Below are 15,214 nucleotides of genomic sequence, written 5' to 3' on the forward strand. Positions count from 1 at the left end.
GATACACAACCAGAGTCGTAGGTTGTGAAAACGAATCAAGTGATCTGAGCAACAACTCTCCACTTTTTCGCTCAAGAAGTAAGAAAGAATTGTTAATTAAAGTGATAATGATTGTTGTTTGCATATTTTGGATGATCGAGTACTTTATGAGTTCTATGTCATATGTGTACTAATAAAGGAAAACCATGATTAAGGACTTGTTCATTGTTTTTTTCTTGGTGGTATTTGCAAATCAAGCAAAAGCTTCTATGGAGATTTTTGATGACTGTAATCATTTGGATGCAGGTGTTCACTACCAGTTAACACAGGAGAAGGGGTACTGTTTAGATACAAACTCTAATCAAAAGATAATCACTTTTGTAAACTTGTCATCAAAGCCTATCGAATCTGCAGATAGGCAGCTGAATGTCAGTTACCTTCTCCCGAATGAGTATGTCTATACGACCAGCAGGCTTGCTGTTTATCAATCAGAAAACATTGTGTTTTCGTTAGAACAGGAGGGTATTCTCATTGCACGAGACCGCGGGACAGATAATGATATTGTGCCTATGGCTCTTCCAGTAATACCTGTCATCTTTATTAGAGCTGCTGCTGCAGGAGCGACATTGGGGATAATGGATGCAGTAGCGACCGCACCCAACAACGATCCCACATTTCGTGATGTTGCTATTGGCGCTTTCTCAGGAGCATTAGGTGGTATAGCTGCACCGATTATGGGAGGGGGTTTTTTTGGTATTGTGTCAGCTGGTTCAATAGGTCTTTCTGCAAAGGGTGGATGTACATCATGCCACGATAAGTGACGTAAGAGATAAAAGGCAAAAAATGAATATTACAGTTATAATCCAAAAGATTTATGAGAAGCGTAGAGCCGAATGGGAAGCTCGAATGCTGCTGCCTTTTAGTAAAAGAGTAGTACGTTATAGTTTACCGTTTACTGTGGTTTTCTGCTTAGGAAGTAACGTTCTATTTTATGAAGGTAGTTGGGATATATCTAGGGTTATTAATCTGACGTTATTAATCATAATAGGTTCGATAGTTGTTGAATTGATAATGAGCAAAAAAAGTAAATACTAACCCTACGATTTCAGGAAAAGTGTAGAGTGTTCTGCACTTGTAGTAGTTTAGCAAAACTGACCACTACTTTGTAGTTATTTGGCGTGTTTGACATACAATATGTTATTTGAAAATTTGGCTGATTCCGTCCCATCGCAACTCGGAAATGTCCAATTTCGAGCTAGCTGAGGTGGGTCAATTCTTGAGGTGGGTCAATTCTGTGATAATGTCAAAGGCCCTAATTAGAAAAGGCCTCTGAACTTATGGGATTGTCACGATGCCATACGGATTAAGGGGAGCAGGTCAATCCCTCCAAGAGAGGGGCTGCCTTCTGGGAGAATGGCCACCCTCGGAATTTAGCGATAGTTTGCCAGAAGCTCTACGGCTCCAACAAGAAGTGGAAAAAGCGTTATGGTTATCACAAGCGTTCACACTCAGAAACCGCGATGTATCGAGTGAAGCAGTTGCTAGGTGGGGGTTAAGCCCGACACGTGAGCGAGTGTCACAAACCCCGTATTGAGTTATTTGTTGGTGCTCCAAGCCTAGTTCAAAAAAAGCCCCTCACTTCATAAAGTGAGGGGCTTTTGCGAGAGAATGCCTACTATACGGCTATCCTTCTAGCCTGTAATCCAAGCTCTAACGAACTTGATGTAGGAAGTAAAGGTGCTTCTCGTACTGATCGATAATATCTGCAATCAATTGGTTCTTGCTGTAACCACAGATATTGTATTGCTGTGAACCTTCTTGAAGGTAGACCTCAATGTAAAATTGCGAGTTAGTTTTTTGTTCACTGCGTTCGCCAATGAAAGATGGTGTCGTGGTTTCACGAGCCCAAGCACCGTACATAAAGTTTCTCTCATCGCCATGATCCACAAGCAACTCACAATGGTTATCGTTGATGTTGATATTCGTATCCAACCCTTTATTTTTGAATACATTGGCAACGTCATGCATAGCTTCAACGATATCATTGCGCAAGAATTTCATCACTTCAGGTTTTTGAGGCATGGTAATCAGTCTTTCTAGCTGCTGTTCCCAGCCGATTTCTTGTATTCTTGCTAGGCTGCTTGGTGTTGCCTGATTCAAGTGTTGTACGCTGTCACGTTTTATCATTTCCAAGCGTAGAGATTTGAATAAGCCGAATCCAACCAATAGTAACACTGGTGCAAATGGTAGGGCAGATGCTAATGACGCCGCTTGCAGCGCAGATAAAACGTTTTGTCCGCCCGCGATAATAAGAGCGGCTGCAACAAGACCTTCCGACACAGACCAAAAAATACGTTGTTTTACTGGTGCTTCGTCGCCATCCTTTGCGGTTAGTGTATCGATAACCAATGAGCCTGAGTCCGACGAAGTGACAAAGAAAGTAAAGATCAACAGCGTCGCAATAACAGATGAAATACTCGAAAGTGGTAATGCATCTAAGAAGCGGAACAGTGATGTCGGCGTATCTGCAAACACTTGGTCAACAAGCTCTGGCATACTTCCAGTCATGATTCCGTGTAAAGCTGTGTCACCGAAAACCGTGAGCCAAATAATAGTCACGCCAACAGGAACAAACAGAACACCGAGTACAAATTCTTTAATCGTCCGGCCACGTGAAATTCGAGCAACGAACATGCCTACGAAAGGAGACCATGCAATAAACCATGCCCAGTAGAATAGCGTCCACCCACCCAAGAATGAGTTGGTTTTATCACTTCCAACGTACGCAAAGCTATTGAATGTCATATCAGCAATCGATGCGATATAGCTGCCGACGTTTTGTGCCAAAGACTGGAATATAAACAGTGTCGGCCCGACAACCGCAACAAATACCAAAAGAACAACAGCAAGATTTAGGTTCCACTCTGATAAACGACGGATACCACCATCCAAACCTAAAACGACAGAGCACGTTGCCATCGTGGTGACAATAGCAATCAATACAAGTTGTGTGATTGTGCTAATTGGAATATCGAACAAGTAATTCAGGCCTGAGTTGATTTGTAAAACACCAAGCCCTAAAGATGTCGCGATTCCAAACATGGTGCCGAATACCGCCAAGATATCCACGGCGTAGCCAATCGGGCCGTAAATGCGGTTACCAATTACCGGATATAACGCAGAGCTTATTCTCAGCGGTAGGCCATGACGAAAGCTAAAATACCCTAGAGCGAGTGCAACAATCGAATATACACCCCATGCGTGAACGCCCCAATGGAAAAAGGTTTGTGTCATCGCATTGCGAGCAGCTTGGACGGTTTCAGGGTCACCGACAGGAGGATTAGCAAAGTGAAATACAGGTTCGGCTACGCCATAAAAAATTAGCCCGATACCCATACCAGCAGAGAACAGCATCGCGAACCACGACATGTAGCTATAATCAGGCTTGCTGTGATCTGGGCCTAGCTTAATTTTGCCGTAGCGGCTAAAAGCAAGGACGAGGGTAATGATAAGGTACAGTCCCATCGCGAGCAGGTAAAACCATCCAAATGTGTCGATGATCCATGATTGTAATGAGCCAAACCACTCGCCCGCAGTTTCAGGCATCATGATAGTAAAAAGAACAAACAGGACAATAAGGCCTGCCGATGGATAGAATACGGGAGGATTTATTCCTGCCATTTTTGGTTTTGTTGCTTCAGTAGTATTACTCATAATCAGAAGATTTCGTGAACCTCTTAGTTAATTAATGTAAACCTTTCCCATAAGCCACTCATGAGCGACGGCTTTTGTTTTTATATCGTTGTTATTGGTGTCTGCTTTTGACTGCGGAGAGGGTACAAGCTTGAATAGCCTTTAATAATTTGAGTTATCAACCAAACCGACAGCGATAGACTTATGTTCAGGAAGGTGCCTGATATAGCGGGTGGTATTGTGAGAGAAGAGGATATATTATGAAAACGATAAATTTTGATATGAGTATTATGAATCGTGATAGTAGATGCTGATAAGGCCCGGCCACTTGACCTAGTGTTGTTAAAAACTTTTGTACAGGTCATTGATAGTCAGGGATTTTCCCTAGCTGCTGAAGAGTTACATTTAGCGCAGTCTACGGTAAGTGCGCATATTAAACGACTTGAGACTATCATTGGCGAGGCGATTCTGGACAAAAAGAAACGTATCCCGACACCCACACCTTTAGGTATTAAGCTGTTGGCTCACTCCCGTCGGCTGTTGAATCAAAACTTATTAGCTTGGCAGGATATTTTTGAACGAAAGCTCGAAGGTGTCGTACGCTTGGGTATACCCGATGATTACTTGGTTTACATGCCCAAGGTGCTATCTGAGTTTGAACATCGTTTCCCTGATGTAGAGCTGCAGGTGTATTGTGGTCTCAGCGTTGAACTGCTGGATAAAATGCACGCCAAAATGTTGGATTTAGCCATAACAACAAGGCAACCGAACAGCCCCGGTGGAGAAGTCTTAAGTCGAGAGAAAACCGTCTGGGCTGGCGCTCAAGGTTTTCAAATACCGAAAAAAAAGCCTATCCCATTGGCAGTTTCTAAAGATGGAATGTGTACCTTTCGTCAGCGCGGGATTGAAGCGTTGAATAGCGCGGGTATCCCTTGGAGAATAGCCTACACAAGTGCAAGCTTATCTGGGCTAACCTCTGCGGTTGAGGCTGGGCTAGCGGTGACGATAGTTACACCTTCAATGCTCACCTCTGGCCTTCAAATATTGACCTCGAGCGACGGAATGCCCGAGTTGCCTGCCACAGAAATTGCTCTTCATATGCAACCTAGCACTTTCTTGAATGATGCCTCAGTAAAATTAGCTCAGACCATTAGGGAGCACATCAGCAGTACTAGCAAAGCTTAGGGGTCGATGCTAGAAACTTATAAAAGCTTATATCTTGATAAGTGACAAATTGGCCTTGTGAGTATTCAAGTTTTAGCTGAATGTCTCACATCGAAAAAGTTGTCATGTGTTACTGATTGTTTATGTATTTAACAATATTGACATATTATCTAGAAAGTAGGTAACTTGACGCTGTTAGTCGTGTTAGCGAATAATCAACTTGGAATAATTGTATGTGGTCAATAAAAAGACATATTTTAAAACAATTATTATGACAAAATTTTCAAGTGCTTATGGGCGTGTTCATGAAAATTAAACCATTGCCGCCACTTAATAGCTTGGTTGCGTTTGAAGCTGCGGCACGAAACTTGAGCTTCACTTTAGCTTCAGATGAACTTAACGTGACTCGAGGAGCAATAAGTCGTCAAATTCGTCAACTGGAAGAATACTTGGGGAAAGGGCTTTTCACGCGCGCGAACCGCTCTATCCACCTTACATCAACGGGCATCCAGTACTATCAAACAATCAGTGGCGCGCTGCTCGATATTGCTCAGGTCACTGGCGAAGTTAAAAAATGGCAAGGCGATCAGAAGATCACTGTAGTAACCACTAACGCTATGGCATCGCTTTGGCTTCTTCCTAAAGTAGCTGAGTTTCAAAAACATTATGACGACATTGACTTACGTATTCTGGCTTCTGATAATATTCTCGATTTACGTCGTCTTGACTCTGATTTCGCGCTTTATTATTGCCGAACACCGCCACCAAATATGAAAGCGACGTATTTGTTCCCTGAAGAGGTGTTTCCTGTCTGCAGCCCAGCCTATTTCGAGCGGATTGGTTCTCCAACAAGGTACGAAGAAGTGTTTAATAAAACGTTACTTTACCATGATGAATTGCAGAGTGATTGGTTAAGTTGGGAAGGCTGGTTTCCTGCGGTTGGTCTGGATGAAGTAAAACCTAAAAACCGAATTAATATTAACAATTATCCCATGTTGATACAGGCAGCGATCAATGGTCAGGGAATCGCTTTGGCATGGGGGTCTCTGGTAGATGACTACTTGAAATCTGGAGCTCTTGTAAGGCCTGTGGACCTTGTGTTGAAGACTCCATCTATGTTTTTAATGCTGGAGCCTGAAAGTAAAGGGTTAGTACCAAGCTCTGTTAAGCTATTTCGAGATTGGTTACTCAAGCAGTTGCCTGAAGAAGTTGGGGATAAAGGCTTAGTCTAGAGAGCGTTTAAGCGAATTATCCATATGGCCGAAGTGTGATCACTTCGGCTTTTTTATTATCTTGTAACTAGTTTTCAGTGCAGTAGTCACGACCGTCGGTACTACGCATTGCCCAGCAGAGCCATACTGTACTTAGATTCAACTGATTGGATAACAACAGGTTACTATTTGACCTTATAAAAAGTCATTTTATCGACCCACAAGGTAGTGTTACCACAGTAGGGTTAAGAAAGTGTTTCTTTGGTGTTTAAATTGTGTGGATCTTTCAAAGGCCTTCTTTTTGTATCAGGTTAACTTGTTTAATTTGATTTTGAAGGTGTTTGGATCTGTGCCGTTTATAACACTGCTCTTTAGTTAGTGGATTTAATTGTGAGTAAAGGAATTAAATAATGGCACTTAGTTACCCATCATTGAAAAACATAAATAGAAAAATTGGACCAGCTTTTGATAAGGATAATCAGTATAAGCCTGATGGTTCAATGAACGACAACGATAGGGTGGAGATCGGACCCACAGACTTGGCGTTCGATGAGTGGGCGAAACTAGGATTAACTCCCCCAAACTTGCAGAGAATGCGTGAATATCGATTGAGAAGAATAGTAGAGCAACTACAGGAGAGAGAGCTTGCAGGTGTATTGCTATTTGACCCTCTTAATATTCGTTATGCAACCGACTCAACTAACATGCAACTTTGGACAACCCACAATTTTGCAAGAGCATGTTTTGTTTCTGCTGATGGTTATATAGTGCTTTGGGACTTCCACAATTGTGAGCATCTCTCTGCGCATTTGCCTCTGGTGAAAGAAGTTCGCAGTGGCGCTTCATTTTTTTATTTTGAAAGTGGTGAAAAAACCCATCATCATGCAACCCGCTTTGTCACGGAGCTCAGAGGTATTGTTAAGCAGCACGCCGGTAACAATCGACGCTTGGCGGTAGACAAAGTTGAAGTTGCCGGTTTACGTGAGCTCGACGCTGCAGGTTTTACACTTGTGGATGGACAAGAAGTCATGGAGTTGGCCAGGTCGATAAAAAGCAACGATGAAATTAACGCAATGCGCTGTTCGATTGCTGCAACAGAACAGGCAATGCACCAAATGCAAATCATAGCTCAACCGGGTATGTGTGAAGCGGATATTTGGTCTGTGCTACATGCGGAAAATATTAAACGCGGAGGAGAATGGATTGAGTGCCGAATTCTCTCCTCTGGGCCTCGCACAAATCCTTGGTTTCAGGAGTGTGGTCCAAGAAAGCTTCAAGTAGGAGAGCTATTAGCGTTTGATACTGACTTGATAGGTCCATATGGTTTCTGTGCAGATATATCGCGAACTTGGTTAGTTGGGGATGGAGAGGCGACCGAGGAACAAAAGTATTTGTATCGAACTGCTTATGAGCACATTCAGCACAACATATCCGTACTCAAGTCTGGTATGAGTTTTACTGAAGTCACACAAAACGGTCTGTTATTACCAGCAGAGTTCCGTGCTCAGCGATACGGAGTCATGATGCATGGTGTTGGACTTTGCGATGAATATCCATCAATTCGTTATCCGGAAGATGTTGAGCAGTGGGGTTATTCTGGACAAATAGAGGCAGGGATGACATTGTGTGTTGAGGCGTATGTTGGTGCGGTTGGCGGCAAAGAAGGCGTAAAACTAGAAGAACAAGTACTGATTACTGAACAAGGTGCGGAAGTACTATCGACTTATCCGTTTGAGGCTAAATTACTCAGTTAGTATGAGACGGATTATCAAAAAAGCTGGAATCCAAGATTCCAGCTTTTTATGTTTTGAGTTTAAAGCAGCTTTCTGGTCTAGTTTGATGTTGCAGGTATTGTATGTTCAGTTTCAGCTGATTCACTACCTTGAGCAACGGGGGCATCAAGCTTTTCCTCTTCTGGCTGGACATGTTTCGGTAGCATCGCCCATGGTATCGGTTCACGACGGATACTGTAGAACAGAGTGATAGACATAACTGCCATAAAAATACCGATTGGGAAGCCTGCCAATATGGATGCGGCTTGAATGGCCTCTAAACCCCCAGCGTAAAGTAACACTCCAGAGATTGCTGCGATTAAGCATCCCCACAATATACGAATGAATCTTGGAGGCTCCGTCGCGCCGGCTGAGTCCAAAGTACAGAGGATTAGAGTGCCGGAATCTGCTGAGGTAATAAAGTAAGTCGCAAGTAGTAGGCATGCTAATACACTCAATACTTGGCCTAACCCTTCGGTGTCCATCGTTTTAAATAGTGTGAATAAGGCACTTGTCGTCTCTTTCTTAGTGGCTTGGAGCACCGGCCCACCAGTGAACTCTTCTGGCATCACTTTGTGATCTTTTATCGCACTTGCGAGTTCTTGTTCATACTGAATTCGCGCATTTTGTTCTTCTTTCAGCGCTGCGCCACCGAATACTGACATCCAGATGAAAGTGATTAATGTCGGAACAAGAAGCGCGCCACCAATCAGTTCACGAATGGTGCGACCCCGTGAAATCCTAGCGATGAACATACCAACGAATGGAGCTGTAACCATCCACCAAGGCCAGTAGTATGCGGTCCAGCTATTCTGCCATCCTGAATCGTTTTGTGTGTCACTCCAAAAACTTAGGCCGACGATATTTTGCATATAGTCGCCACTACTTTCTAACATGGTATTGATGATGTATCGGGTTGGCCCGACGAATAACACGACTAGAACGAAAATGAGTGAAAGAAACATATTCCATTCAGACAAGCGGCGAACACCACGCCCAACACCTGAAAGTACGGAGACTACGGCACAGCTACACAAAATTAAAATAGTGAATAACTGCGTACTGAGGCTCATGTCAAAGCCAAAAGCATGATGGAGCCCCGAATTAATTTGAATCACGCCCATACCGAGAACTTGGGCGATACCGAATGCGGTGATTGCAACGCTGAGTATGTCAACCGTATGACCTATTGGACCATATATTCTATCCCCTATAAGTGGGTACAGAACGGAACGAAGTGTGCAGGGTAAATTTTTGCGATAGGAGAAGTAAGAAAGTGCTAACGCAACAATAATGAAAATAGACCAAGGGTGTAAGCCCCAATGAAAAAAAGTCAACAGCATGGCTTTAGATGCTGCTTGATTGGTCAATCCTTCGGAGAATGGATTACTACTGTAGTGCCACATTGGTTCTGCTACGGACCAGAAAATAAGCCCTATTCCCATTCCGCCTGAAAAAAGCATCGCTATCCAAGCAAGATATCCAAATTCTGGTTTTTCTTCATCTCTTCCCAGACGAATATGCCCATATCGACTGATCATCAAATAGAGTAAAAAACCTACGGTTAACGATACCAGTGATATATAGAACCACTTAACGTTCTGTAGTAAAAGAGCGGATGATTTTTCGAAGTACTGTCCTGCTTGGTTAGCTAATATTGCACAAAAAAGCACAAACCCAATTACAATTAATTTTGAAGCGATCGTAACGGTGGGATTGAGTCCTTTTAGTATCCCTGACTTTGCTCGCATATGGTATCCCTCACATAGCGTTTTGAAAGAATTATTCTTTTGTTGTTTATTTGTTAAGCTTTTTTGAAGGTTAGAGACGTGCAATTATTGTGACAAGTGATTAATTGTCACGCATTGGTGATAAAAACTCACCGAATTAGTCTGTACAGGCGTTAATAAAGCATTCGCCGAGTTTTAATTTCTCATTGATAACTACAAGTGTTCGTTTATTAATCTTAAAAGTTATTTTACCCGTGAAATGTTAATAAATATACTGAAGTTTATTATCCAATTGTTGTTGCGATGTTCTTGGTTTATGCTGATAGATCAGGTGACGTTATTAATGTGATTTAGTTAATACGCTCTGACTTGGGGATAGATTGGATTCTCAAGTTCCTTATCCCAATTCTTATCTACCTTCATTAAATAAACATACTTATGGAACAAGTGTGTTACGAGTACGCCGCTGATGAACACTCCTGTATACGATCATTCTCCATGTAACGTGGCTTTCATTCTTACTCCTGGCTTTGCTTTTACTTCCTTTGCTTTGACGCTTGAGGCGCTAACGGTTGCAAATGAGCAAAGTAATGGTCAGCGTTACGAATACCACCTCTATAGCGGGGACCCAGATAAGTCTAAGCGTAATGTAACCAGTTCAAATCATGTTCCGATTGAGGTTGAAGGGCATTTCAGTGAGTGCGACACCGCTAGTCATGTAATTGTTTGTGCGCATAAAGGGGCATCAACGTATGACGATTCATGGCTATTGTCGAAATTACGTTCTTTACGTAAATCTGGAACCCAGATAGCAGCTTTGTCGGGTGGAAGCTTTATTCTTGCTCGAGCAGGACTTTTAGATGGACAGACCTGTACGTTGTTCAGAGATCAGTTACCTTTGTTCAAAGAGCTTTACCCTCATATTGGTATTCAAGAAAATATCTATACCGTTAATAAACAAATTTATACTTGTGCGGGAGGGATGACGGCTCTTGATATGATGTTGTACATCATAGGTAAAGACCATGGGCCAGAACTGGCAAAAGACGTAGCGAATCAATTTTGTTATGACAGCATTCGATCACCAGAAGACATGCAAAATACTCGGCGCTACTTAGAGTTACGTATGTTGTCACCTTCTTTAGGGGCGGCAATAGAAATTATGGAAAGTAATATTGAACATCCATACAGCATCCAGCAAGTAGCTGAGAAAGTTGGGACAACACCAAGAACACTCGAACATGTCTTCAAAACACACAAGGGAACCACGCCTGTCAACTATTACCTTCAATTACGTATAGATACGGCAAAGAAAATGATCGAGGAAACCCGTTTGCCCTTAAATACCGTAGCACAAGCGACGGGGTTCACATCGCAGAGCTATTTCACTAAGCGCTTCAGAGAGCGTTATAAAATAGCTCCAGGACAGTTACGTGCAATACTCGCATCACAATGATCTAAATCAACTTAAAACTCATAAATTTTTTCGTTTTTGTTATATAGAAACCTTGAAGGTGGCGACAGAATAGACAACACAACAAAGCCTCTCTGCAATAAGGACATTAAAATGAGTCAGCTATACGATATCCGTTTATCAAGTAAAGAAACCTCTTTCGATGAAATACCGTTAATTGATGTTGCTCCATTAATTGATGGTAGTAACCCAGCAGCTGTTGCCCGACAAATTGGGGAAGTATGTAAAAATGTTGGCTTTTTCTATGTAACGAACCACGGTGTTGCCAGTGCGTTAGTCGAGAAAACCTATGATATGGCAAAGCGGTTTTTTGAACTCCCGGAAGAGGAAAAAAATCAACTTAATGTGGCCAACTCTGGAGAAACGCTACGTGGCTATATTCCTCTCTATGGTGAGAATGTCGATCCGGAAAATACTCGAGATGTGAAAGAAGGCTTTGATTATGCAAAGCATGAGGAACAGGTATCGCCGTTCTTTGGTCCGAATCAAATGCCACACCAAATAGCTGATTTTAAATATATATGTGAGGAATACCACAGTGCGATGTTAACATTGGCTCATCAACTTATTGGCGGTATCGCATTGAGTCTTGATTTGCCAATAGATTACTTTGCAAAGAGCCAGCGCAAACCTATTACCATCCAGCGACTACTACATTATCCCACTCAACAAGGACAAGTGTATCAAGAAGAAATTGGTATTGGTGCACACACGGATTATGGTTTTCTAACAATATTGTCGCAAGATGATGTGGGAGGGCTACAAGTACGTAATCGCGCCGGAGAGTGGGTTGGTGCGCCGCCGGTTAAAGATGCGTTTATCGTTAATATTGGTGATTTGGTAGAAACGCTAACTAACGGGCGTTATACCTCGACTATGCATCGAGTGATTAATACCAGTGGAAAGCAGCGTTACTCATTACCTTTCTTTATGGATATGGATTTTGACGCGGTTATTGAGCCGGTCCCGACGTGTATCACTGACCAAGACACAACATTTATTCCTTATACTTGTGGTCAACACAAATTTAATCGATTCGCAGCTAGCTATACTCACCTCCAGCCAATGAGTGTTGCGTAATCTCTCCATTCCTCTAAAGCCAACTATTCTACTCCCTTTACCGGTTTGACATGTCTCTCTTCGTGTCAGACCGGTATTTTTACGCAATTATCTATTAGCATCTCTTTTTAAATCACTTTTTATCTATTACTCAGTGGCCACATTCATTGTTTTGGTGCATATGCAGCTATTGAGTTGACAAAAAGTCATAGGTAGCCATTAGAAAAGTCACGTAAATGCTTATTTTTGCACTGTCGATGGGCAGTTTTACTTATATTTCGTTTTGATGACAAAAACTCACCCATACCCTGCAAAAAAGTCGCTTGTTTGTTATCTGGTTGTTAATCACAATCAAAATTAATGTAAGGGGGCTGATTTTGGCTTTTTTAAAACCGCTGAGTTGAAAGGAAATTAAATATCCTATAAAGACAATGATTTATTTTTTCATTGGTAGAGTTATGGATAACCTGGCGTTTTTAAATACCTTACAAAAATGTAATTTTACCTATAACTTTTTACACAATACACTCGGTCTAGGTTAATAAAAGGTTGCATTTATCTTACTGGAACAAGTCTTTAGGAATATAAGTTCCGATGACAAATTAGATAGTGTCAAACAAATATATTCGATCGACCGGTCAAACACAGGGAGTGATTAATATTATGAGCAAGGTCAAAACACTAGAATTGATTAATCAACGCAAAGCAAGACATGCTCTTGACCGCGGTCTATATATTAACGATGAGGTATTTCAGCAAGACCTAGAACAGATCTGGTACAAAGAGTGGATATTCGCTGGTCATACTTTTGAAATCGGTAAAGCCGGTGAATATATGACGCTACAAGTAGGCCAGTTTCCAGTTCTTGTCGTTCGTGGAGAGAAAGGAGAGATACGTGCTTTCCATAATGTATGTCGTCACCGCGGCTCACGCTTATGCCAAAACTCGAAAGGTAAAAACGCAAAATTGGTTTGCCCTTACCATAAATGGACATTTGGTTTAGACGGCAAGCTGCTTTATGCGGGTAATATGGGTGAAGATTTCAACACGGCGGATAACGGACTAAACCCTGTTCATTGTGAAGTTGTTAACAGCTACATCTATATCTGTGTCGCCGACAATGCTCCGGACTTTGAACCATTCCGTCAAGCCATGTCACCTTTCACCGAACCACACAACTTAGAAGATTGTAAAGTTGCCTTCGAGTCGAACCTTATAGAGAAAGGTAACTGGAAACTGGTATTCGAAAATAACCGCGAGTGTTTCCACTGTGATGGAAACCACCCTGAGCTACTTAATTCATTCGTTGAAAACTTGTCGGTCGCTGGTGTTGGCGGTGCCGAAGACCCTGAGTTGGCTGAGCACTGGGATAAATGTGAGTCCGCAGGTTTGCCAAGCCGCTTAGTTATGGACGAAGACGGTCAATACCGTATGACTCGAATTCCACTTTCTCGCAAAGCAGTAAGTTACACGATGGACGGTAAGCCAGCGGTGTCCCGTCGCCTTGATAATACTGACGTTGAGAATATCGGTGCGCTACTTTACTTCTTATACCCATCGAACTGGAACCATTTCTTGGGCGACCACGCACTTAGCTTCCGCGTTCTACCACTTAGCAGTGGAGAGACACTGGTGACAACTAAATGGTTGGTACCAAAAGATGCGGTCGAAGGTGTTGACTACGATGTAGACAATCTCACTAAAGTTTGGTTAGCAACGAACGATCAAGACCGTGAACTGGTTGAAGAGACATTCCGTGGCGTTCAATCACCAGCTTATGTTCCGGGACAATTCTCCTCTGTTGCAGAAAATGGTGTTTGTCAGTTCGTTGATTGGTATTGCGAGACTATGAAACGTCGCTTGAGTGAAGACTAGTACATTTAATGCGTAGTTAAGCCGGGCGAGTGAGCATTCGTTTACTGGCCCGGAAAAGATGAAATACATGCCCAACATAAATTAGAGGCATAGAGACAGCAGAGTGACTGTCGGTGAGGATCTCCACATGATTGAATTCAATACATCAGACTTCATGAATCCCATGAAAACTCAAACGTGGGACAACGGACGCCACTTAGTGCGTTGTGTAAAAATTATTCCGGAAACGCATGATGTTAAAACGTTTACGTTTAGCATGAACCAGCCGGTACTATTTTTCTTTAAACCTGGTCAGTTTGTTACGTTGGAACTTGAGATTGATGGTGAACGTGTCATGCGCTCGTATACTATTTCTAGTTCCCCATCAATTCCATACAGTTTTTCGATTACCGTTAAGCGTGTTGAAGGAGGAGACGTTTCTAACTGGCTTCATGATCATTTACAGTCTGGTGATCAAATTGCAATTCACGGCCCAGTAGGTCAGTTCAACTGTCTTGATTTCCCTGCTGAAAAAGTATTGCTGTTGTCGGGTGGTGTGGGTATTACACCAGTTATGTCAATGGCACGCTGGTGGTTTAATACGGATTCTGAAGTGGATATGGTGTTTGCACACAGTGCTCGGACACCTAAAGACATCATCTACGCGAAAGAGCTCGATTACATGTCGACTCGCATTGATAACTTCAAGTTACACCTTATTTGTGAAGGAACTGATATTGGTGAGAGTTGGGGTGGCTATCGAGGTTACCTAAACCATCATATGCTGAAGTTGATTTCGCCGGACTTCATGGAGCGCGAGATCTTCTGTTGTGGCCCAGATCCATATATGAAAGCCGTGCGTAACATGCTAACTGACCTTGGCTATGACATGGAACATTACCACGAGGAGTCTTTCGGTTCGACACCTGTTAAAGATGCCAAAGTGGCTGAACGTCATGCAGATGAAGCGGAAATTGAAGAGATGTTACCTAAAGAAATGGTATCTCTCAGAATTCCTGAATCAGATATTCAAATCCCAGTTGAAGTTAATACCACTATTAATGAAGCCGCAGCGGAAGCTGGCGTCAATATTCCAAAAGCTTGTGGTCTGGGTATTTGTGGCGCATGTCGAGTGAAGGTCGTATCGGGTGATTGTGAAATGACTCACAACGGCGGAATATCTCAAGACGAGATAGATGAAGGTTACGTTCTTTCATGCTGTACAACGATTACCGGAGATCTTGAAATAGAAGTATAAGTGTTTTAATAAATATCAGC

General features: G+C 42.4%; 10 protein-coding genes and 1 pseudogene. 9 read left to right on the forward strand and 2 right to left on the reverse strand.

What is annotated here, in order from left to right; all coding sequences use genetic code 11:
- Positions 1-185: 185 nt before the first annotated feature.
- Entirely contained in the window at positions 186-800 is a 615-nt protein-coding gene (locus OO774_RS07740; RefSeq protein WP_264905957.1) for a hypothetical protein, read from the forward strand.
- A gap of 520 nt (positions 801-1,320) precedes the next feature.
- Positions 1,321-1,529 (forward strand): annotated as a pseudogene (locus OO774_RS07745) (IS5/IS1182 family transposase); the annotation flags it as partial.
- A 160-nt stretch (positions 1,530-1,689) separates the two neighbouring features.
- Here the strand turns inward: OO774_RS07745 and betT are convergent.
- Positions 1,690-3,693 (reverse strand): choline BCCT transporter BetT, encoded by a 2,004-nt coding sequence (betT, locus tag OO774_RS07750; protein WP_264905958.1) that lies wholly within the window; start codon positions 3,691-3,693, stop codon positions 1,690-1,692.
- Between the two features lie 276 nt (positions 3,694-3,969).
- Between betT and OO774_RS07755 the strand changes: the two genes are divergently transcribed.
- The 3 genes from OO774_RS07755 (at position 3,970) to dddP (ending at position 7,801) form a co-directional block, all read left to right on the forward strand.
- The gene (locus tag OO774_RS07755; RefSeq protein WP_264905959.1) at positions 3,970-4,857 is read left to right on the forward strand and encodes a LysR substrate-binding domain-containing protein; all 888 of its coding nucleotides are present in this window, start codon (positions 3,970-3,972) and stop codon (positions 4,855-4,857) included.
- 284 nt (positions 4,858-5,141) lie between these two features.
- The gene (locus OO774_RS07760) at positions 5,142-6,068 is read left to right on the forward strand and encodes a LysR substrate-binding domain-containing protein (protein ID WP_264905960.1); all 927 of its coding nucleotides are present in this window, start codon (positions 5,142-5,144) and stop codon (positions 6,066-6,068) included.
- Between the two features lie 389 nt (positions 6,069-6,457).
- Complete coding sequence (gene dddP / locus OO774_RS07765; protein WP_264905962.1) at positions 6,458-7,801, forward strand: dimethylsulfonioproprionate lyase DddP; 1,344 nt, start codon at positions 6,458-6,460, stop codon at positions 7,799-7,801.
- Positions 7,802-7,878: 77 nt separating this feature from the next.
- Here the strand turns inward: dddP and OO774_RS07770 are convergent, their stop codons facing one another.
- Positions 7,879-9,570 carry a BCCT family transporter gene (locus OO774_RS07770; RefSeq protein WP_264905963.1) on the reverse strand — a complete coding sequence of 564 codons (1,692 nt, stop codon included), beginning with the start codon at positions 9,568-9,570 and terminating at the stop codon, positions 7,879-7,881.
- 448 nt (positions 9,571-10,018) lie between these two features.
- Between OO774_RS07770 and OO774_RS07775 the strand changes: the two genes are divergently transcribed.
- The 4 genes from OO774_RS07775 (at position 10,019) to OO774_RS07790 (ending at position 15,194) form a co-directional block, all read left to right on the forward strand.
- A complete protein-coding gene (locus OO774_RS07775; RefSeq protein WP_264905964.1) occupies positions 10,019-11,005 on the forward strand; it encodes a GlxA family transcriptional regulator in 987 nt (328 codons plus the stop codon).
- A 111-nt stretch (positions 11,006-11,116) separates the two neighbouring features.
- Positions 11,117-12,103: a 2-oxoglutarate and iron-dependent oxygenase domain-containing protein gene (locus OO774_RS07780; RefSeq protein ID WP_264905966.1), complete on the forward strand. Its 987-nt coding sequence runs from the start codon at positions 11,117-11,119 to the stop codon at positions 12,101-12,103.
- 642 nt (positions 12,104-12,745) lie between these two features.
- The gene (locus OO774_RS07785) at positions 12,746-13,957 is read left to right on the forward strand and encodes an aromatic ring-hydroxylating dioxygenase subunit alpha (RefSeq protein ID WP_264905967.1); all 1,212 of its coding nucleotides are present in this window, start codon (positions 12,746-12,748) and stop codon (positions 13,955-13,957) included.
- Between the two features lie 127 nt (positions 13,958-14,084).
- Positions 14,085-15,194, forward strand: coding sequence for a hybrid-cluster NAD(P)-dependent oxidoreductase (locus OO774_RS07790; RefSeq protein WP_264905968.1), 1,110 nt, complete (start codon positions 14,085-14,087; stop codon positions 15,192-15,194).
- Positions 15,195-15,214: the final 20 nt, after the last annotated feature.

The organism is Vibrio sp. STUT-A11 (assembly GCF_026000435.1).
In the GTDB taxonomy this organism is placed as follows: Bacteria; Pseudomonadota; Gammaproteobacteria; order Enterobacterales; family Vibrionaceae; genus Vibrio.

Bases quoted from the DNA above. Each gene is read 5' to 3' on its own strand.
- OO774_RS07740 (WP_264905957.1), top strand. From the start codon at position 186: ATGATTAAGGACTTGTTCATTGTTTTTTTCTTGGTGGTATTTGCAAAT.
- betT (WP_264905958.1), bottom strand. From the start codon at position 3,693: ATGAGTAATACTACTGAAGCAACAAAACCAAAAATGGCAGGAATAAAT.
- OO774_RS07760 (WP_264905960.1), top strand. From the start codon at position 5,142: ATGAAAATTAAACCATTGCCGCCACTTAATAGCTTGGTTGCGTTTGAA.
- dddP (WP_264905962.1), top strand. From the start codon at position 6,458: ATGGCACTTAGTTACCCATCATTGAAAAACATAAATAGAAAAATTGGA.
- OO774_RS07770 (WP_264905963.1), bottom strand. From the start codon at position 9,570: ATGCGAGCAAAGTCAGGGATACTAAAAGGACTCAATCCCACCGTTACG.
- OO774_RS07775 (WP_264905964.1), top strand. From the start codon at position 10,019: ATGAACACTCCTGTATACGATCATTCTCCATGTAACGTGGCTTTCATT.
- OO774_RS07780 (WP_264905966.1), top strand. From the start codon at position 11,117: ATGAGTCAGCTATACGATATCCGTTTATCAAGTAAAGAAACCTCTTTC.
- OO774_RS07785 (WP_264905967.1), top strand. From the start codon at position 12,746: ATGAGCAAGGTCAAAACACTAGAATTGATTAATCAACGCAAAGCAAGA.
- OO774_RS07790 (WP_264905968.1), top strand. From the start codon at position 14,085: ATGATTGAATTCAATACATCAGACTTCATGAATCCCATGAAAACTCAA.